Annotated in this window: 17 protein-coding genes; 10 read left to right on the forward strand and 7 right to left on the reverse strand. The window is 60.2% G+C overall.

The annotated features are described in order from the left end of the window. Positions 1–123: 123 nt before the first annotated feature. Complete coding sequence (tcdA, locus tag BT199_RS08580; protein WP_370706277.1) at positions 124–933, forward strand: tRNA cyclic N6-threonylcarbamoyladenosine(37) synthase TcdA; 810 nt, start codon at positions 124–126, stop codon at positions 931–933. Between the two features lie 117 nt (positions 934–1,050). Here the strand turns inward: tcdA and BT199_RS08585 are convergent, their stop codons facing one another. The 4 genes from BT199_RS08585 to BT199_RS08600 form a co-directional block, all read right to left on the reverse strand. Beyond that, positions 1,051–1,464, reverse strand: a complete 414-nt coding sequence (locus BT199_RS08585) for a SufE family protein (RefSeq protein WP_072434302.1) — start codon at positions 1,462–1,464, stop codon at positions 1,051–1,053. Next, positions 1,461–2,666: an aminotransferase class V-fold PLP-dependent enzyme gene (locus BT199_RS08590; protein WP_072434303.1), complete on the reverse strand. Its 1,206-nt coding sequence runs from the start codon at positions 2,664–2,666 to the stop codon at positions 1,461–1,463. The genes BT199_RS08585 and BT199_RS08590 overlap by 4 nt, the downstream gene beginning before the upstream one ends. Before the next feature lie 67 nt (positions 2,667–2,733). Continuing rightward, a complete protein-coding gene (gene dapD, locus BT199_RS08595; RefSeq protein WP_014717226.1) occupies positions 2,734–3,768 on the reverse strand; it encodes a 2,3,4,5-tetrahydropyridine-2,6-dicarboxylate N-succinyltransferase in 1,035 nt (344 codons plus the stop codon). 31 nt (positions 3,769–3,799) lie between these two features. Further along, complete coding sequence (locus BT199_RS08600) at positions 3,800–4,108, reverse strand: arsenate reductase (protein WP_229999207.1); 309 nt, start codon at positions 4,106–4,108, stop codon at positions 3,800–3,802. Between the two features lie 279 nt (positions 4,109–4,387). Here BT199_RS08600 and BT199_RS08605 point away from each other — a divergent pair, with 279 nt between their 5' ends. Continuing rightward, positions 4,388–6,031 carry a Na+/H+ antiporter gene (locus tag BT199_RS08605; protein WP_014717228.1) on the forward strand — a complete coding sequence of 548 codons (1,644 nt, stop codon included), beginning with the start codon at positions 4,388–4,390 and terminating at the stop codon, positions 6,029–6,031. A gap of 11 nt (positions 6,032–6,042) precedes the next feature. Here BT199_RS08605 and dapC read toward each other — a convergent pair whose 3' ends face one another. From dapC to map, 3 genes are all read right to left on the reverse strand, one after another. Then, positions 6,043–7,242 (reverse strand): succinyldiaminopimelate transaminase, encoded by a 1,200-nt coding sequence (dapC, locus tag BT199_RS08610; RefSeq protein ID WP_060767066.1) that lies wholly within the window; start codon positions 7,240–7,242, stop codon positions 6,043–6,045. Positions 7,243–7,385: 143 nt separating this feature from the next. Further along, a complete protein-coding gene (locus BT199_RS08615) occupies positions 7,386–10,088 on the reverse strand; it encodes a [protein-PII] uridylyltransferase (protein ID WP_014717230.1) in 2,703 nt (900 codons plus the stop codon). Between the two features lie 64 nt (positions 10,089–10,152). Further along, positions 10,153–10,935 (reverse strand): type I methionyl aminopeptidase, encoded by a 783-nt coding sequence (gene map, locus BT199_RS08620; RefSeq protein ID WP_003189156.1) that lies wholly within the window; start codon positions 10,933–10,935, stop codon positions 10,153–10,155. Positions 10,936–11,322: 387 nt separating this feature from the next. Between map and rpsB the strand changes: the two genes are divergently transcribed. From rpsB to rseP, 8 genes are all read left to right on the forward strand, one after another. Beyond that, positions 11,323–12,060 carry a 30S ribosomal protein S2 gene (gene rpsB, locus BT199_RS08625; protein WP_003189158.1) on the forward strand — a complete coding sequence of 246 codons (738 nt, stop codon included), beginning with the start codon at positions 11,323–11,325 and terminating at the stop codon, positions 12,058–12,060. Between the two features lie 191 nt (positions 12,061–12,251). Beyond that, positions 12,252–13,115 (forward strand): translation elongation factor Ts, encoded by an 864-nt coding sequence (tsf, locus tag BT199_RS08630; RefSeq protein WP_072434304.1) that lies wholly within the window; start codon positions 12,252–12,254, stop codon positions 13,113–13,115. Between the two features lie 210 nt (positions 13,116–13,325). Beyond that, positions 13,326–14,069, forward strand: coding sequence for a UMP kinase (gene pyrH / locus BT199_RS08635; protein WP_003189161.1), 744 nt, complete (start codon positions 13,326–13,328; stop codon positions 14,067–14,069). Continuing rightward, positions 14,066–14,623 carry a ribosome recycling factor gene (gene frr, locus BT199_RS08640; RefSeq protein ID WP_003189163.1) on the forward strand — a complete coding sequence of 186 codons (558 nt, stop codon included), beginning with the start codon at positions 14,066–14,068 and terminating at the stop codon, positions 14,621–14,623. The genes pyrH and frr overlap by 4 nt, the downstream gene beginning before the upstream one ends. Positions 14,624–14,640: 17 nt before the next feature. After that, positions 14,641–15,396, forward strand: a complete 756-nt coding sequence (gene uppS, locus BT199_RS08645) for a polyprenyl diphosphate synthase (protein ID WP_003189167.1) — start codon at positions 14,641–14,643, stop codon at positions 15,394–15,396. Next, the gene (locus tag BT199_RS08650) at positions 15,397–16,203 is read left to right on the forward strand and encodes a phosphatidate cytidylyltransferase (RefSeq protein ID WP_032903249.1); all 807 of its coding nucleotides are present in this window, start codon (positions 15,397–15,399) and stop codon (positions 16,201–16,203) included. Further along, entirely contained in the window at positions 16,200–17,390 is a 1,191-nt protein-coding gene (gene ispC / locus BT199_RS08655; protein WP_019817859.1) for a 1-deoxy-D-xylulose-5-phosphate reductoisomerase, read from the forward strand. Before BT199_RS08650 ends, ispC begins: the two co-directional genes overlap by 4 nt. Before the next feature lie 53 nt (positions 17,391–17,443). After that, complete coding sequence (gene rseP, locus BT199_RS08660) at positions 17,444–18,796, forward strand: sigma E protease regulator RseP (protein ID WP_014717233.1); 1,353 nt, start codon at positions 17,444–17,446, stop codon at positions 18,794–18,796. The last annotated feature ends 49 nt before the right edge of the window (positions 18,797–18,845 follow it).

The raw sequence follows: 18,845 nt of genomic DNA on the forward strand, positions 1-18,845 counted from the left end.
CAGACAGAGAAAAGCCGGACGTTAGTCTGCGAAACTCCATCTAAGTTCTTCACTTGTAACTTGTAGCTTAAAACTTGCTGCTGCGTAGCCCTATAATGCGCGCCGGTTTTTGGGGTAATGATGATGAGTACAGAAGATCCGCGGTTTGCAGGCGTTGCCCGCTTGTACGGCCTTGAGGGCCTGGAACGCTTGAAAGCGGCCCATGTGGCGATTGTCGGCGTCGGCGGCGTGGGTTCCTGGGCGGCAGAAGCGATTGCCCGCTGCGGGGTGGGTGAGATTTCGCTGTTTGACCTGGACGATGTCTGCGTCAGCAACAGCAACCGCCAGTTGCATGCCCTGGACAGCACCGTGGGCAAGCCCAAGGTCGAAGTGATGGCTGAGCGCCTGCGCGGCATCAACCCCGATTGCACCGTGCACGCGGTGGCAGACTTCGTCACCCGCGATACCATGGCCGAGTACATCACTGCGACTATCGACTGTGTGATCGACTGCATCGACGCGGTCAACGCCAAGGCGGCGCTGATTGCCTGGTGCAAGCGCCGCAAGATCCAGATCATCACCACCGGCGGCGCCGGTGGGCAGATTGACCCCACGCTGATCCAGGTGTGTGACCTGAACCGCACCTTCAATGACCCGTTGGCCTCGAAAGTGCGCTCTACCTTGCGCCGCGATTATGGCTTTTCGCGCACCGTGACTCGTCATTACAGTGTGCCGTGCGTGTTTTCCACCGAGCAACTGCGCTATCCCAAGCCCGATGGCAGCATTTGCCTGCAGAAGAGTTTTGTCGGTGATGGCGTGAAGCTGGACTGCGCCGGAGGGTTTGGCGCAGTGATGATGGTCACGGCCACGTTCGGCATGGTGGCGGCGACCAAGGCGGTGGACAAGATTGTGGCGGGAGTGCGCAGGCCGTCGGAGCGCATCAAACCCAGCTAAATCTCATTGCCGAACATAGATCCAAATTGTGGGAGCTGGCTTGCCTGCGATAGCGGTGTGTCAGCCACTGAAAATACTGACTGATTCGCCACTATCGCAGGCAAGCCAGCTCCCACATTAGTTTTGTGTATGCGTCAGGTCTTGCATGCGTTGCAGTACGGCATTCAAACCATTGCTGCGCGACGGCGATAACTGGCGCGACAAGCCCAGTTGATTGAACCAGTCAGGCAGGTCAACCGCTTGCAGTTCATCAGCCGACAGCCCATTGACCCGCGCCAGCAGCAACGCCACCAACCCACGAATCATCCGCGCCTCGCTGCTCGCCGTAAACTGCCAATGGCCGTCCTGCAAACGCCCCACCAGCCACACCAGGCTTTCGCAACCTTGCACCAGGTTGGCGTCGACCTTTTCATCATCGGCCAGGGCGGGCAAGCGTTCACTCCATTGCATCAGCACCCGGGCGCGCTGCTCCCAACTGCCAATGGCCTGGAAGGCTTGCAGTGCGGCGTGTGCCTCCAGCGGCAAGCTCATCGCAGCATGTCCAGCGCCTGGTCCAACGCTTCAAAAAAGCGCTCCAGGTCGTCGGAATCGTTGTAGAGCGCCAGTGAAACGCGGATGGCGCCTGACAGATTCATCGCCTTCAACAGCGGCATTGCGCAGTGGTGACCGGCACGCACAGCAATGCCTTGCTCGGTCAGCAGGTGGGCGAGGTCGGCGTTGTGCACGCCCGCCACCACAAAACTCACCAGCGCCACCTGCGGCGATCCCAGCACGCGTACGCCATTGCGGGCCTTAAGCCCACGCAGCAGGTAGTCATGCAGGGCGGCTTCGTGGGCGATCACCGCCGAGGGATCCAGTGAACTCAGGTAATCCAGGCTCGCGCCCAGGCCGATCACACTGGCAATCGGAGGAGTGCCGGCCTCGAAACCCAGCGGCGCGGGGCGAAAGCTGGCGCTGTGGTAGTCGGCCTGTTGCACCATCTCGCCGCCGAACTGCCAGTGGCGCAGGTGGTGCAGGGCCTCATTACGGCCATACAGCACACCCACGCCGTCCGGGCCGTAGAGTTTGTGGCTGGAAAATACGTAGAAGTCGCAGCCCAGGGCCTGCACGTCGTGACGGCCATGGACGATGCCTTGGGCGCCGTCCACCACCGTGAGGGCGTCGTGTGCCTGGGCCATCGTCAGCAAGGCTGGCAGCGGCTGCCAGGCACCGAGCACGTTGGATAACTGGCTCACCGCCAGCAAGCGTGTGCGTGGGCCAATCAAGCTGGCCGCGGCGTCCAGGTCGATGACGCCGTCATCGTCCAGAGGCAAGACCACCAGTGTGAGTGCGCGGCGTTTGGCCAATTGCTGCCAGGGCAACAGGTTGGCGTGGTGTTCCAGGGCGCTGATGGCAATCTCATCGCCCGCATTGAATAAGTGCTCCAGGCCATAGGCCAGGAGGTTCAGCGCAGAGGTTGCGCCGTGGGTAAACACGACCTGCCCGCTGTCACCTGCGTTCAACCACTGCGCGACCTTGCTGCGGCTGTCTTCGAACGCCTGGGTCGCATGGGCTCCGGGCAAATGCTGAGCACGGTGCACATTGGCTGCGCCATTGGCGTAGTAATGACTGATGGCATCCAGCAGGGCTTGGGGTTTTTGCGTGGTCGCGGCGCTGTCCAGATAGGTCTGGTCTTGCCGTTGCAGGGTGGCGATGGCCGGGAAATCGGCGCGCCAGGGGGAGGGCACAAGCATGGTGATCAAGACTCGTATAAGCGAGCCGCCCCCGAAGGTGCGGCCGCTAGTGGCATCGAGTGGCTGCTTAGTTGTGAGCGTGCAGCGCTTCGTTCAGTTCGATGGCCGATTTGTGGGTTTTGCACTCCACGGCACCGGTCTCGGAGTTACGACGGAACAGCAGGTCTGGCTGGCCAGCCAACTCACGCGCCTTGACCACCTTGACCAGTTGGTTCTGCTCATCCAGCAGGGCAACCTTGGTGCCGGCGGTGATGTACAGGCCCGACTCCACGGTGTTGCGGTCGCCCAATGGGATACCGGTACCGGCGTTGGCGCCGATCAGGCAGCCTTCGCCCACCTTGATTACGATATTGCCGCCGCCCGACAGGGTGCCCATGGTGGAGCAACCGCCGCCCAGGTCCGAGCCCTTGCCGACGAATACGCCCGCCGATACGCGGCCTTCGATCATGCCCGGGCCTTCGGTGCCCGCGTTGAAGTTGACGAAGCCTTCGTGCATCACGGTGGTGCCTTCGCCTACGTACGCGCCCAGGCGGATACGAGCAGCGTCAGCGATACGCACGCCAGCCGGTACGACGTAGTCGGTCATTTTCGGGAACTTGTCCACCGAGAACACTTCCAGCAGGTCGCCACGCAGGCGCGCTTCCAGTTGGCGCTCGGCCAGTTCATTGATGTCGATAGCGCCCTGGCTGGTCCAGGCCACGTTCGGCAACTGCGGGAACACGCCGGCCAGGCTCAGGCCGTGGGGCTTGACTAGGCGATGGGACAGCAGGTGCAGCTTGAGGTAGGCCTCAGGCGTGGAGGTCAGCGCTGCGTCTTCGGCCAGCAAGGTCGCGACCAGCGGCGTGTGGCTTTCGGCCAGGCGGCTGAGCAGGGCGGCCTGGGTAGCATCGACGCCTTTGAGCGCGTCGGCCAGTTGCAGGGCCTGGCTCACGGTGAAGGTGATCGCCTGGTTGCCTTCGGTGTAACCGAGGATCGGTGCGATGGCGGCAACGATTTCAGCCGACGGGTTGAGCAAGGGCTGTGCGTAAAACACTTCCAGCCAAGCACCTTGGCGGTTCTGAGTGCCGACGCCGAAGCCCAGGCTGAACAGGGAATTGGACATGCTGTTACCTCTACAAAAATGGAAGGCTGGCCTACTTGAGGGCCGCCGAATAACTATCTGGCTTGAAGCCAATCAGGGTTCTGTCACCGAGATCGAGCACCGGGCGCTTGATCATCGAGGGTTGTGCGAGCATCAATTCAATGGCTTTCGACTGATCGAGATCGGCTTTGCGTTCGTCTTCGAGTTTGCGAAAGGTGGTGCCCGCACGGTTCAAAACCACCTGCCAACCGTGCTCGTTGCACCATTGGGTCAAGTGTTCGCGGTCGATACCGGCTGTTTTGTAGTCATGGAACTCATAGCTCACCCCGTGCTCATCGAGCCAGGTGCGCGCCTTTTTCATGGTGTCGCAGGCTTTGATGCCGAAAAGGTGCAAGGTTTTGCTTGAAGCACTCAAGGAATTGCCCCCCTTTGGACGTATGAAAATGAAAGATCGCCGATTATGCCACGACCAGCGGGTTTCGGCGCCGCTCGTCAACAGCGTGCGACTTTTGCGCAAAGTGCCAGTGCGCAGCATAGGCGAGTAACATAGCCAGGTAACATAGCCGGGTAATATGGCACTTCAACGGCCAGTTGTTGCCTGATGTGTCGTTGCAAGTCGATTGTCCGGGAAACCCGCGTTATGCAAACCGCCTACACCGTTCTTATCCTGCTGATGCTGGTCAGCCTTTCGCGCCTGGTCGGGCGCATCATCCCACTGCCGTTGCCCCTGGTGCAGATCGCCGCCGGCGCCTTGCTGGCCTGGCCCACGTTGGGGCTGCATGTGGCGCTGGACCCGGAGCTGTTCCTGTTTCTGTTCCTGCCGCCACTGTTGTTTTCCGATGGTTGGCGCATGCCCAAGCGCGAGTTGTGGCGCCTGCGTGGTCCGATCCTGACGTTGGCGGTGGGGCTGGTGCTGTTCACCGTGGTGGGCGCTGGTTACTTTATTCATTGGTTGCTGCCCTCGATCCCCTTGCCGGTGGCCTTTGCCCTGGCAGCGGTTTTATCCCCGACGGACGCCGTGGCGGTATCGGCCATTTCCCAGAACCGTTTGCCCAAGCCGCTGATGCACATGCTCCAGGGCGAGGCCTTGATGAATGACGCGTCGGGCCTGGTGACTTTCAAGTTCGCCCTGGCCGCGGCGTTGACCGGAGTCTTTTCCCTGGCGGATGCCAGCCTGACGTTTGTACTGGTGGCAGTGGGTGGGTTGGCGATCGGCGTGGCGCTGAGCTGGCTGGTCGGCCGCCTGCGCGCCTGGATGATCGCGCGCGGTTGGGATGACCCGGCGACCCATGTGGTGTTCATGTTGCTGCTGCCCTTTGCTGCGTACGTACTGGCTGAACGCCTGGGCGCGTCCGGCATTCTCTCGGCGGTGGCGGCGGGCATGATGCAAAGCTGGCTCGACCTGCTGCCGCGCCAGACCAGCACGCGTTTGCTCAACCGCAGCGTCTGGTCGCTGCTGGAGTTTGCCTTCAATGGCCTGATTTTCCTGCTGCTCGGCCTGCAACTGCCGGACATCATCAAGGCTGTGGTCAGTCATGAAACCACGCTGTGGCCCACCTTGATGTATCGCTGCCTGGATGTGGTGGCGATCTTCCTGGTGCTGGTGGTATTGCGCTTTATCTGGGTGCAGAGCATCTGGCGGCTGTCGGGGTTGCTGCGCAGGCTGCGTGGCAAAAGCGCGCTGACCCTGGTGCCGACGGCCCGCTCCTGCTGGTTACTGACCGTCGGCGGTGTTCGCGGAGCGGTGACCCTGGCGGGCGTCATGTCGGTGCCCTTGTTGCTGGCGCCGGGCCAGGATTTCCCTGAGCGTGACCTGCTGATCTTTATCGCTGCCGGGGTGATCCTGCTGTCGCTGGTCGCTGCCTGCATCGCGCTGCCGTTACTGCTGCGTGGTGTCGAAAAAGGCCCGGATGAGAAGCGCCACAACGAAGTGCGCGAGGCCTGGAAGAAGACCGCCGTGGCGGCGATCCATGCGCTGGAGGCCCAGGAACCCGCCGAAGCCGAAACCCCGGATGCCGCTCAAGCTGCGCTGGCCACCGAGCTCAAGGCGCGGCTGATGGCGGAGTATCGTCATCAGTTGGATGTGTTTAATGATTCGGCTGAAGCCCAGGCGCTGGCGCTGCAGATGGACCAATTGGAGCGCAAGCTGCGGCTCAAGGCCCTACGCGCGCAACGGTTGGAGTTGTACAGCTTGAGCCGTCATCACCAGATTGGTGATGACGTGTTGAGGGAGGTGTTGGCGGAGTTGGATATGAGCGAGGCGAATTTGGGTCACATGAAGTGACCGGTAGGCCCTTAACGGCGACGCTGGATAAAGTCGCGAATCCGCTCAGCCGCTTCCACGCATTCGGCTAACGGCGCAACCAATGCCAGGCGCACACGCCCCGCGCCAGGGTTAAAGCCATCCACTTCGCGCGACAGGTAAGACCCCGGCACCACCGTCACATGTTCTTCCACGAACAAATCGCGGCAGAAAGTGGCGTCGTCACCCTCTACATTCGGCCACAGGTAAAAGCCGCCGTCCGGGCTTTGCACGTCCAGCACCGGCTTGAGGATCGCCAGCACCGCGTCGAACTTCTCGCGGTACAGGTCACGGTTGGCCAGTACGTGGGCTTCGTCCTGCCAGGCCGCAATGCTTGCAAGCTGGGTTTGCACGGGCATCGCGCAGCCGTGGTAGGTGCGGTACAGCAAAAAGGCTTTGAGGATCTCGGCGTCGCCGGCCACGAAGCCTGAGCGCAGGCCTGGCAGGTTGGAGCGCTTGGACAGGCTGTGGAACACCACGCAACGCTTGAAGTCCTGGCGCCCCAGCTCGACGCAGGCGCTGAGCAGGCCCGGCGGTGGGGTTTGCTCGTTAAAGTACAACTCGCTGTAGCACTCGTCGGCGGCGATGACGAAGTCATATTCGTCGGCCAGGGCGATGAGTTTTTTCAGGGTGTCGACCGGGATCAGCGCGCCGGTCGGGTTGCCTGGGGAGCACAGGAACAGGATCTGGCAACGTTTCCAGATGTCGGGGGAGACGGCGTCGAAGTCCGGGTTGAAGCCATTGCTGTCCAGGCACGGCAGGTAATGCGGCTTGGCCCCGGCCAGGAACGCGGCGCCTTCGTAGATCTGGTAGAACGGGTTGGGGCTCACCACCAGCGCGTCGTCGCCACGGTTGACCACGGTCTGGGTGAAGGCAAACAGCGCCTCGCGCGTACCGTTGACCGGCAGGATGTTGCGTGCCGGGTCCAGCCAGCCCTTGGGCACGTTGAAGCGACGTTCGCACCAGGCGCCGATGGCTTCGCGCAGGGCCGGAATACCCAAGGTGGTGGGGTACACCGCCATTTGATCGAGGTTATTGCTCAAGGCCTCGGCAACGAAGGCCGGTGAGGTGTGCTTGGGCTCGCCGATGGATAGCGCAATCGGGCGCTTGTCCGGGTTCGGCGTCACGCTGCCGAGCAGAGCGCGCAGTTTCTCGAAGGGGTAGGGCTGCAACTGGTTAAGGGCGTTGTTCATATAAGCCTCTGTCACGGTGAGCGCGGATCCTGTGGGAGCTGGCTTGCCTGCGATGGCCTCACTGCGGTCGACCTGACGCACCGAGGTGTCTGCATCGCAGGCAAGCCAGCGCCCACATGACTCCTGTTCACAAAGTTAAGAATTCAAATGGTCAGGCGCGTCAGCTCGACGCCGGGTTCCTGGCTCACGCTCAATTGCTCCACGATCGCCGCTTGCAAACGCAGGCACAGCTGCGGGTCGGACAGCGGCTGGTTATCGGCATCGGTGATAAAGAACACGTCTTCCACACGCTCGCCCAGGGTCGCAATCTTGGCGTTCTGCAACGACAGGTCGAACTCCAGGAAAATCCCGCCGATGCGTGCCAGCAGGCCCGGGCGATCCGGTGCGCTGAGCTCCAGCACCGTCACCGGTCGCTGTGCGTCGTTGGAGATGGTCACCTGGGGCGCAAAGGCAAAGTGCTTGAGCTGGCGCGGCACCCGGCGCTGGATGATGGTGGGGTAGTCGTCGGGGTTGCGCAGGGCTTCGGTAAGACCTTCGCGGATCTTTTTCACCCGCGCCGGGTTATCGCCAATTGAGTCGCCGTCGGTGTCGAGCACGATGTAGGTGTCGAGGGTGAACTGGCTGCTGGAGGTGATGACCCGGGCGTCGTGGATGTTCAGGTTGAGCTGGTCCATGGCCGCCACGGTCACGGCAAAGAAGTCGTGCTGGTCGGGGGCGTAGATGAAGATCTGCGTGCCGCCTTCGAATTCGCGCTGGGTGGTTTCCTTGATCAGGACCAACGGGCCGCCATCGGCGGGTTGCTGCAGGATCGCGTCGCTGTGCCAGGCCACGTCGCCGGCGGTGTGGCGCAGGAAGTAATCGTCACCCAGTTGCGACCAGAGTTGCTCGACGTCGTCCGGGTCGTTACCGCCGCGCACCAGGATATCCAGGGCTGCGCTTTGGGTGCGGCGGATCTGCTCTTCGCGGTCCACCGGGTTCTCCAGGCCACGGCGCAGGGCGCGCTTGGTCTCGGTGTATAGCTGGCGCAACAGGCTGGCGCGCCAGGAGTTCCACAGCGTCGGGTTGGTGGCGTTGATGTCGGAGACGGTCAGCACATACAGGTAATCCAGGCGGGTTTCATCGCCGACGATGCCGGCAAAGTCGTGGATCACCTGCGGGTCGGACAAGTCCTTGCGCTGGGCCGTGGTCGACATCACCAGGTGGTTCTGCACCAGCCAGACAATCAGGCGGCTGTCCCACACCGGCAACTGGTGGCGCTGGCAGAAGGCTTCGGCATCGACCGCGCCGATCTCCGAGTGGTCGCCATGCCGGCCCTTGCCGATGTCGTGGTACAAGCCGGCCAGGTAAATCAACTCGGGCTTGGGCAGCTTGGCCATCAGCTTACTGGCCAGCGGGAATTTCTCTGACACCTGGGTGTACTGCAACTTACGCAGATGCTTGATCAGGTTCAGGGTGTGGGCATCGACGGTATAGATATGGAACAGGTCGTGTTGCATCTGCCCGACGATAAAGCCGAACTCCGGCAGGTAGCGCCCGAGAATGCCGTAGCGGTTCATGCGCCGCAGGTTGCGATGGATGCCGATGCGGCACTTGAACAGCTCGATAAACAGGCTGGTGTTGCGGATATCGTTGCGAAAGTCGTCGTCGATCAGGTGACGGTTTTCCCGCAGCAAGCGGATGGTGTCGGCGCGCACGCCTTTGATCTCCGGCTGCTGGGCCATCAACACAAAGATTTCCAGCATGGCGAACGGTGTGCGGCGGAACACGTTGTCGTTACGCGCTTCGATATAGCCGTCATGCAGTTGGAAACGCGCGTTGATCGGCTGCGGCGGCGCTTCATCTTCGGGAGCCAGGATCACTTCTTCGAAGTGCTGGATGATCAAGTCGCTGAGCTGAGCAATGCTCATGACCACCCGGTAGTACTGCTGCATGAAGCTTTCAATGCTGGTCTTCGCATCTTCGCCTTCAAAGCCCAGAAGGGTAGCGATAGAGCGCTGGTGGTCGAAGAGCAGGCGGTCTTCGGAACGACCAGCCAGCATGTGCAGGGCGTAGCGCACCTTCCACAGGAATTCCTGGGACGAGGCCAGCAGAGTGTTTTCGCTCTCCACCAGAAAGCCTTCGCCAGCCAGGGCGCGCAGGTTCAGCGTGCCGTATTGGCGGCGCGCTACCCACAAAATCGTCTGGATATCCCGCAGCCCGCCCGGTGAGCCTTTGACGTTGGGTTCCAGGTTGTATTCGGTGTCGTTGTACTTGTGGTGCCGGGCTTTTTGTTCGGCGCGCTTGGCCAGGAAAAAGTCTTTGCTTGGCCACATGTGTGCGGTGCTGGTGACTTCGAGCATGCGCTGGCGCAGGCGCTCGGGGCCACAGATGGTGCGGCTTTCCATCAGGTTGGTGACCACCGTCAGGTCCGCACGGGCCTCTTCCGCGCATTCGTCCACCGAGCGTACGCTTTGGCCGACTTCCAGGCCGATGTCCCACAGCAACGTCAGAAAGCGCTCGATGGAATCGCGAAAGGTCTCGTGATCGGCCTTGTCCAGCAGGATCAGCAGGTCAATGTCGGAGTAGGGGTGCAGTTCGCCGCGACCGTAGCCGCCGACCGCCACCAGGGCGATATCGGCGTCGAAACTCCAATTGAACTGCTCCCAGGCCTTTTGCAGGATGTTATCGACGAACCAGGCGCGGTCTTCGATCAGGCGGCGAATATCCCGGCCACTGCGAAAGCGCGCATCGAGCACCTCGCGGGCTTGGCGGATGGCCTTCTTGAAGGCGGCGATGGGGCTTGCCTTCAATGCCAGCTCGGCCTGGAACTGGCCACGGTCGAAGAGTTCGGGATCCACCTGGGGCATCGATCGGCTTTCCTTTCTATCTATCAGTCAGTCACAACACGCTGTGGGAAAACCTGGGCAGCCTTCAGGCCGAAACGCGTGGGATGGTGTCGTCGGCGCGCAGGGTGAAGATTTCATAACCGGTGTCGGTGACCAGCAGGGTGTGTTCCCACTGGGCCGAGAGCTTGCGGTCCTTGGTGATGGCGGTCCAACCGTCGCCCAACACCTTGGTGTCGGCCTTGCCCTGGTTGATCATCGGTTCGATGGTGAAGGTCATGCCGGCCTTGAGTTCCATGCCGGTGCCCGCACGGCCGTAGTGCAGAATCTGCGGCTCTTCGTGGAACACTTTGCCGATACCATGGCCGCAGAATTCGCGTACCACCGAGAAGCCGTTCTTTTCCGCGTGCTTCTGGATCACTTCGCCAATGTCACCCAGGCGGCAGCCGGGTTTGACGATCTCGATGGCCTTGTACATGCATTCCTGGGTGACCTGGGACAGGCGCTCGGCCCACACCGGCACGTTACCGACGTGGAACATGCGGCTGGTATCGCCGTGGTAACCATCCTTGATCACAGTGACGTCGATGTTCAGGGTGTCGCCGTCTTTCAGTGGTTTGTCGCCCGGAATGCCGTGGCAGACCACGTGGTTGATCGAGGTGCAGATCGACTTGGGGAAACCTTTGTAATTCAGCGGGGCAGGGATGGCTTTTTGCACGTCGACTATATAGTCGTGGCAGATACGGTCCAGCGCTTCGGTGGTGACGCCGGGCTTGACGTGTTCGGCGATCATTTCCAGCACGTCGGCAGCCAGTTTGCCGGCAACGCGCATGCCTGCGATGTCTTCGGCGGTTTTCAAGGTAACGGTCATACAGGCTCTCTCTAGCGCGACGCGCTGAAATCAATACGGTTCACGGGGGCGCGACAAAGGGTTACAACATTCGCGCAAGTCCCAAAAAACGCGATTCTAACAGACGATGCTGGCAAATCATGCGCGTCTGGTGATCGCTTCTCTCTATGAGGTAGAGGCATGTTGGCTGTATTCAAGGGCTTACGCAAAGGCGGCGACCGGCAAATGTGATTGCGGGTTTCGTTTTTGCCGATGCTGTGGTATAAAATGCGCCGCTTTCCGGGGATACCCCGCAAAGCTTAAATCCACACACGTGTCGACACGATGACCTGGGTGCCGGAGGCCTTGATGCCGCTGGTTGGTCATTGGGATACGTGGAGGCCAAACCCGACTTATTAAGGAACTATCATGTCCCAAGTCAACATGCGCGATATGCTGAAGGCCGGTGTGCACTTCGGTCACCAGACCCGTTACTGGAACCCGAAAATGGGTAAGTACATTTTCGGCGCGCGTAACAAGATTCACATTATCAACCTTGAAAAAACCCTGCCAATGTTCAACGAAGCGCTGACTTTCGTAGAGCGTCTGGCCCAGGGCAAAAACAAGATCCTGTTCGTCGGCACCAAGCGTTCCGCTGGCAAGATCGTTGCTGAAGAAGCAGCACGTTGCGGTTCTCCGTACGTCGATCACCGCTGGTTGGGCGGCATGCTGACCAACTTCAAAACCATCCGTGCTTCCATCAAGCGTCTGCGTGACCTTGAAGTACAAGCCGAAGACGGTACTTTCGCCAAGCTGACCAAGAAAGAAGCGCTGATGCGCTCCCGTGATCTGGAAAAGCTCGATCGTTCCCTGGGTGGTATCAAGGACATGGGCGGTCTGCCTGACGCACTGTTCGTGATCGACGTTGATCACGAGCGCATCGCGATCACCGAAGCCAACAAGCTGGGCATCCCGGTTATCGGCGTAGTCGATACCAACAGCAGCCCGGAAGGCGTTGACTACATCATCCCAGGCAACGATGACGCAATCCGCGCTATCCAGCTGTACATGGGTTCGATGGCTGACGCTGTAATCCGTGGCCGCAACCACGTTGCTGGCGGTACCGAGCAGTTCGTTGAAGAAGCTCCGGTAGCTGCCGCTGAGTAACTGACGCCCTGGCGTTGACTCAGTAAGCAAAAAGGGGGCTTGGCCCCCTTTTTGCCACCTCGAAAACCATTTGTCGGCAGCGCAGCTACATTATTTGTAACGTGCAGCGGCCTACAACGGAGATTCGGGAAGAATTGATCGCCCGTTTGATCGGGTGGAATGGTTGAAAACCTATCCAAGAGGATTTTGAAATGGCAGAGATTACTGCAGCGTTGGTTAAAGAACTGCGTGAGCGTACTGGCGAAGGCATGATGGATTGCAAAAAGGCCTTGACCAAGGCCGGCGGCGACATCGAAAAAGCCATTGATGACATGCGTGCTTCCGGCGCCATCAAGGCTGCCAAGAAAGCAGGCAACGTGGCTGCTGAAGGCGCTATCGCTCTGAAAGAAGACGGCAAGTCCGCCGTTCTGCTGGAAGTGAACTCCCAGACCGACTTCCTGGCTCTGCAGGACGACTTCAAGGCATTCGTGGCTGCCAGCGTTGAAAAAGCGTTCGCCGAGAAAATGACTGACGCCGCTCCGCTGATCGAAGCTCAAGAAGCTGATCGCCTGGTACTGGTCGGCAAGGTTGGCGAAAACGTCAACATCCGTCGCCTGGTTCGCGTTGAGGGTGATGTGGTTGGTGGTTACCTGCACGGTAACAAGATCGGTGTTGCAGTTGTTCTGAAAGGCGGCGACGTTGAGCTGGCTAAAGACATCGCAATGCACGTTGCTGCAAGCAACCCTGAGTTCCTGCTGCCTTCGGAAGTGTCTGCCGACGCAATCGAACGTGAAAAAGCTGTGTTCCTGAGCCTCAACGCCGACAAGATCGCCGGCAAGCCAGAGAACATCGTTGAAAACATGATCAAAGGCCGTATCAGCAAGTTCCTGGCTGAAGCAAGCCTGGTTGAGCAGGCGTTCGTCAAGAACCCTGAAATCAAGGTTGGCGAACTGGCCAAGAAAGCCGGTGCTGAAATCGTTTCCTTCACTTACTTCAAAGTAGGCGAAGGCATCGAGAAGCCGGTCGACAACTTCGTTGAAGAAGTTGCTGCCCAGCTGGCTGCCGCCAAGCAATAAGACAGTTCCAAACTGTCGCCGAAAGAGGCTGCCCGCTCACGCGCGCAGCCTCTTTTCAAATGGGAAGGCCAATTTTATTTGGTTTCCTCTCGGAACTGGCTTACAAAGCCGTGTTCCGATGGCGCTGTGACAGCGTCCAGCTAGAGTGAACGCAAGCCGTAAACGGCTCGCCAAGAATTTTTAAAAAATACGCCGCAGGAGAGATTCGCAATGGCTCAGCAGGGCAGTGGTTATCAGGCTCGCTATAAACGCATTCTACTCAAGCTCAGCGGCGAGGCCCTGATGGGCTCGGAAGAGTTCGGGATCGACCCCAAGGTGCTTGACCGCATGGCGCTGGAAGTCGGCCAATTGGTCGGTATCGGTGTGCAGGTCGGCCTGGTGATTGGTGGTGGCAACCTGTTCCGCGGTGCGGCACTCAGTGCTGCCGGTATGGACCGGGTTACCGGCGACCACATGGGCATGCTGGCCACTGTGATGAACGCCCTGGCCATGCGCGACGCCCTGGAGCGCGCCAATATCTCGGCCATCGTGATGTCGGCAATTTCAATGGTTGGCGTGACCGATCATTATGATCGCCGCAAAGCCATGCGCCACCTGAACTCCAAGGAAGTGGTGATCTTTGCCGCTGGCACAGGTAACCCGTTCTTCACCACCGACTCGGCAGCATGCCTGCGTGCTATCGAAATCGATGCCGACGTGGTGTTGAAAGCGACCAAGGTGGATGGCGTTTACACTGCAGACCCATTCAAAGACCCGCATGCCGAGAAGTTCGATCATCTGACCTACGATGAAGTACTGGATCGCAAGCTGGGTGTCATGGACCTGACCGCTATCTGCCTGTGCCGCGACCACAAGATGCCGCTGCGCGTATTTAACATGAACAAGCCCGGCGCCCTGCTGAATATCGTACACGGCGGCGCAGAAGGGACTCTGATCGAGGAAGGCCAACAATGATCAACGAAATCAAGAAAGACGCCCAGGCGCGTATGCAGAAATCCCTGGAATCCTTGAGCCATGCCTTTGGCCAGATCCGTACTGGCAAGGCGCACCCAAGCATCCTGGGCAGCGTGATGGTGCCTTACTACGGTTCCGACACCCCGCTGAGCGGTGTAGCCAACGTGACCGTGAAGGATTCGCGCACCCTGCAAGTTGTGGCCTTCGAGCGCAACATGCTCGCGGCTGTCGACAAGGCTATCCAGAGTGCCGGCCTGAACCTCAACCCGACCAACCTGGGCGAGTTGCTGCTGATCTCCATGCCAGCCCTGACCGAAGAAACCCGAAAGGGCTTCACCAAGCAGGCGCGCAGTGCTGCTGAAGATGCGCGCGTTGCCGTGCGTAACATCCGCCGCGATGCGCTGGGCGACCTGAAGAAACTGGTCAAGGATAAGGAAATCAGCGAAGACGAAGAGCGCCGTGCCGTCGCTGATATCGACAAGCTGACCAAGGACGCCGAAGCCCAGATTACCAAGGCGACCGAAGAAAAAGAAAAGGACCTGATGGCCGTATAAGGGGTCAGGACGCCTTCATGGAAAAGACCAAGCAGACTGTGCCCTCCGTGGTGCCGCGCCATGTCGCGATCATCATGGATGGGAATAATCGCTGGGCGAAAAAACGCTTTATGCCGGGTGTTGCCGGGCATAAAGCGGGTGTTGACGCGGTAAGGGCGGTGATTGAAGTGTGCGCCGAGGCCAAGGTCGAAGTGCTGACCTTGTTCGCGTTCTCCAGTGAGAACTGGCAGCGGCCCGCCGATGAGGTCAGCGCCTTGATGGACCTGTTCTTCAAGGCCTTGCGTCGTGAGGCCAAGCGCCTCAATGACAACAACATCAGTCTGCGCATCATTGGTGATCGTTCGCGGTTCCATCCGGAGCTGCAAACGGCCATGCGCGAAGCCGAGGCCATCACTGCCGGCAGTAACCGTTTTGTACTGCAGATCGCAGCCAACTACGGTGGCCAGTGGGATATCGCCCAGGCTGCACAGCGGCTGGCCCGCGAAGTGCAGGCCGGCCATCTGCGCCCGGACGACATCACGCCCGAACTGTTGCAAACCTGCCTGGTGACCGGCGACCTACCGTTGCCGGACTTGTGCATTCGTACCGGTGGCGAGCATCGCATCAGCAATTTCCTGCTGTGGCAGCTAGCCTACACCGAGCTGTACTTCTCCGACCTGTTCTGGCCGGACTTCAAACACGATGCCATGCGTAATGCACTGGCCGATTTCGCTTCCCGTCAGCGTCGTTTCGGTAAAACGAGCGAGCAGATCGAAGCTGGAGCCCGGGTTTAAATGCTTAAACAACGAATCATCACGGCGCTGATCCTGCTGCCGATTGCCTTGTGCGGTTTTTTCCTGCTCGACGGTTCCGGCTTTGCGCTGTTCATCGGCTTGGTCGTGACCCTTGGGGCGTGGGAATGGGCGCGCCTGGCAGGTTTCGTCAACCAGTTGCCGCGTGTGGCCTACGCCGCCGTGGTCGCGCTGTTGTTGTTCTTCATGTACATCCTGCCGGACATCGCGCCCTGGGTGCTGGGAGCAGCAGTGTTGTGGTGGGCGTTGGCGACGTTCCTGGTACTCACCTATCCACGCACCAGTGGCCAATGGTCCAGCGTGGCCTGCAAGCTGGTGATCGGCCTGGCGATCCTGTTGCCGGCCTGGCAAGGGCTGGTGGAAATCAAGCGTTACCCGCTGGGCAACGAATTGATCCTGGCTGTAATGGTGTTGGTATGGGGTGCTGACATTGGTGCCTACTTCTCGGGTAGAGCCTTTGGCAAACGCAAGCTGGCCCCGGCCGTAAGCCCCGGCAAGAGCTGGGAAGGCGTATACGGCGGCCTGGCCTTGACGCTGCTGATCACCTTGGTGGTCGGTGTGGTGCGTGACTGGTCGGTAAAGGAAGTGCTTCTGGCCTTGCTGGGGACGGCTATTGTCGTCTTCATCTCGGTGGTGGGCGACCTTACCGAGAGCATGTTCAAACGCCAGGCGGGCATCAAGGACAGCAGTAACCTGCTGCCAGGCCATGGCGGTGTGCTTGACCGTATCGACAGTCTCACCGCTGCGCTGCCTATTTTTGCCGTGCTGTTGTGGATGATCGCTTCGTGAGCCGCCTGCAGCAGGTTACGGTGCTGGGCGCGACCGGCTCGGTCGGGCTCAGTACCCTTGATGTCATAGCGCGTCACCCCGATCGCTATCAAGTTTTCGCCCTGACCGGCTTCACGCGTTTGCGCGAGTTGCTGGCCTTGTGCGTGCGTCACTCGCCGCGCTTTGCCGTGGTGCCTGAGGCGGCTGCGGCTCGTAATCTGCAAGAGGATCTGCGGGCTGCCGGGCTGGCTACTCAGGTATTGGTCGGCGAGGCAGGGTTGTGCCAGGTCTCGGCCGATGCGGACGTGGATACCGTCGTGGCGGCGATTGTCGGTGCAGCCGGTTTGCGCCCGACCTTGGCGGCAGTCGATGCTGGCAAGAAAATCCTGCTGGCCAACAAAGAAGCCTTGGTCATGTCCGGCGCACTCTTTATGCAAGCGGTGCGTAAGAGCGGCGCGGTGCTGCTGCCTCTGGACAGCGAGCACAACGCCATCTTCCAGTGCATGCCCGGTGATTTTGCCCGCGGCTTGAGCCAGGTCGGCGTGCGCCGGATTTTGCTGACGGCATCGGGTGGCCCATTCCGCCAGACTCCGTCGGCCGAGCTGGACCATGTGTCTCCCGATCAGGCATGCGCTCACCCGAACTGGTCCATGGGGCGCAAAATCTCCGTGGATTCGGCGAGCATGATGAACAAGGGCCTGGAGTTGATCGAGGCATGCTGGCTGTTCGATGCGCGGCCTGACCAGGTTGAGGTGGTCATTCATCCACAAAGTGTGATCCATTCCCTGGTCGATTACGTGGATGGCTCGGTGTTGGCGCAGTTGGGTAACCCGGACATGCGCACACCGATCGCCAACGCCTTGGCGTGGCCTGAGCGGATTGATTCCGGCGTAGCACCGTTGGACCTGTTTGCAATTGCGCGCCTGGACTTCGAAGCTCCAGACGAGCAGCGTTTCCCTTGTTTGCGCCTGGCGCGGCAAGCGGCCGAGGCGGGTAACAGTGCCCCGGCGATGCTTAACGCGGCCAACGAAGTGGCCGTGGCGGCGTTTCTTGAACGGCGCATCCGCTTTCCGCAGATCGCGAGTATCATCGAGGACGTCCTGGCGCGTGAGCCGGTAGTGGCAGTGAATGACCTGGAGGCGGTGTTCGAGGCTGACACCAAGGCCCGAGCCCTGGCTGGGCAATGGTTGGATCGCAATGCGGGTTAGGCCGTGGGCAGGTTTGAGTCTTCAGGCATTGGATTGAAATGCGGAGAAATTAGATGAGTGCGCTCTACATGATTGTCGGCACCCTGGTTGCTCTGGGTGTGTTGGTGACCTTCCACGAATTCGGCCACTTCTGGGTGGCGCGTCGTTGCGGCGTCAAGGTATTGCGCTTTTCCGTCGGTTTCGGCATGCCGTTGTTGCGCTGGCATGATCGCCGCGGCACTGAGTTTGTCATTGCTGCTATCCCGTTGGGCGGCTACGTCAAGATGCTCGATGAGCGCGAAGGCGAAGTGCCTGCAGACCAACTGGACCAATCCTTCAATCGCAAGACCGTTCGTCAGCGTATCGCGATTGTCGCGGCGGGGCCGATTGCCAACTTCCTGTTGGCGATGGTGTTCTTCTGGGTTTTGGCCATGCTGGGCAGCCAGCAGGTGCGCCCGGTCATTGGCGCGGTCGAAGCCGACAGCATCGCGGCCAAGGCGGGCCTGACGGCAGGGCAGGAAATTGTATCGATTGATGGCGAACCCACCACAGGGTGGGGCGCGGTCAATTTGCAGTTGGTGCGTCGCCTGGGTGAAAGCGGCACCGTCAATGTGGTGGTGCGTGATCAGGACTCCAGCGCCGAAACCCCGCGGGCATTGGCGCTGGACCATTGGCTCAAGGGCGCCGATGAGCCCGATCCGATCAAATCCCTGGGGATCCGCCCTTGGCGTCCGGCCTTGCCGCCGGTGCTGGCCGAACTCGATCCAAAGGGGCCGGCCCAGGCTGCTGGCCTGAAAACCGGTGATCGCCTGTTGGCCCTTGATGGTCAGGCGCTGGGTGACTGGCAGCAGGTGGTCGACCTTGTGCGTGTGCGTCCTGATACCAAAATTGTGCTGAAAGTTGAGCGCGAGGGTGCTCAAATCGACGTCCCCGTGACCTTGTCGGTGCGAGGGGAAGCCAAGGCGGCCGGGGGATACCTGGGTGCCGGGGTCAAAGGTGTCGAATGGCCGCCATCGATGGTGCGAGAGGTCAGTTTCGGGCCTTTGGCCGCGATTGGCGAGGGTGCGAAACGCACCTGGACCATGAGCGTGCTGACCCTCGAATCCCTCAAGAAAATGTTGTTCGGTGAGCTCTCGGTAAAAAACTTGAGTGGACCGATAACCATTGCTAAAGTGGCGGGCGCTTCTGCCCAGTCGGGTGTCGCGGATTTCCTGAATTTCCTGGCTTATCTGAGTATTAGCCTTGGGGTTCTGAATTTGCTGCCCATTCCAGTATTGGATGGGGGGCATCTGCTGTTTTATCTGGTCGAGTGGGTGCGTGGTCGCCCCTTGTCGGATCGGGTGCAGGGTTGGGGGATACAGATTGGTATCAGTTTGGTGGTCGGGGTGATGTTGTTAGCCCTGGTCAACGATCTGGGACGTCTGTAACGCTTCGCTGAATTGCGAATCTGCCGCATTTTGCGGCAGTTTGTTTATT

Origin of the sequence: Pseudomonas sp. NFR02, from assembly GCF_900119375.1 — a bacterium.
In the GTDB taxonomy this organism is placed as follows: Bacteria; Pseudomonadota; Gammaproteobacteria; order Pseudomonadales; family Pseudomonadaceae; genus Aquipseudomonas; species Aquipseudomonas paracarnis.

What these genes read in the sequence shown, in the direction of transcription:
- tcdA (WP_370706277.1), top strand. Translation starts at nt 124, where the DNA reads ATGAGTACAGAAGATCCGCGGTTTGCAGGCGTTGCCCGCTTGTACGGC.
- BT199_RS08585 (WP_072434302.1), bottom strand. Translation starts at nt 1,464, where the DNA reads ATGAGCTTGCCGCTGGAGGCACACGCCGCACTGCAAGCCTTCCAGGCC.
- BT199_RS08590 (WP_072434303.1), bottom strand. Translation starts at nt 2,666, where the DNA reads ATGCTTGTGCCCTCCCCCTGGCGCGCCGATTTCCCGGCCATCGCCACC.
- dapD (WP_014717226.1), bottom strand. Translation starts at nt 3,768, where the DNA reads ATGTCCAATTCCCTGTTCAGCCTGGGCTTCGGCGTCGGCACTCAGAAC.
- BT199_RS08600 (WP_229999207.1), bottom strand. Translation starts at nt 4,108, where the DNA reads ATGAAAAAGGCGCGCACCTGGCTCGATGAGCACGGGGTGAGCTATGAG.
- BT199_RS08605 (WP_014717228.1), top strand. Translation starts at nt 4,388, where the DNA reads ATGCAAACCGCCTACACCGTTCTTATCCTGCTGATGCTGGTCAGCCTT.
- dapC (WP_060767066.1), bottom strand. Translation starts at nt 7,242, where the DNA reads ATGAACAACGCCCTTAACCAGTTGCAGCCCTACCCCTTCGAGAAACTG.
- BT199_RS08615 (WP_014717230.1), bottom strand. Translation starts at nt 10,088, where the DNA reads ATGCCCCAGGTGGATCCCGAACTCTTCGACCGTGGCCAGTTCCAGGCC.
- map (WP_003189156.1), bottom strand. Translation starts at nt 10,935, where the DNA reads ATGACCGTTACCTTGAAAACCGCCGAAGACATCGCAGGCATGCGCGTT.
- rpsB (WP_003189158.1), top strand. Translation starts at nt 11,323, where the DNA reads ATGTCCCAAGTCAACATGCGCGATATGCTGAAGGCCGGTGTGCACTTC.
- tsf (WP_072434304.1), top strand. Translation starts at nt 12,252, where the DNA reads ATGGCAGAGATTACTGCAGCGTTGGTTAAAGAACTGCGTGAGCGTACT.
- pyrH (WP_003189161.1), top strand. Translation starts at nt 13,326, where the DNA reads ATGGCTCAGCAGGGCAGTGGTTATCAGGCTCGCTATAAACGCATTCTA.
- frr (WP_003189163.1), top strand. Translation starts at nt 14,066, where the DNA reads ATGATCAACGAAATCAAGAAAGACGCCCAGGCGCGTATGCAGAAATCC.
- uppS (WP_003189167.1), top strand. Translation starts at nt 14,641, where the DNA reads ATGGAAAAGACCAAGCAGACTGTGCCCTCCGTGGTGCCGCGCCATGTC.
- BT199_RS08650 (WP_032903249.1), top strand. Translation starts at nt 15,397, where the DNA reads ATGCTTAAACAACGAATCATCACGGCGCTGATCCTGCTGCCGATTGCC.
- rseP (WP_014717233.1), top strand. Translation starts at nt 17,444, where the DNA reads ATGAGTGCGCTCTACATGATTGTCGGCACCCTGGTTGCTCTGGGTGTG.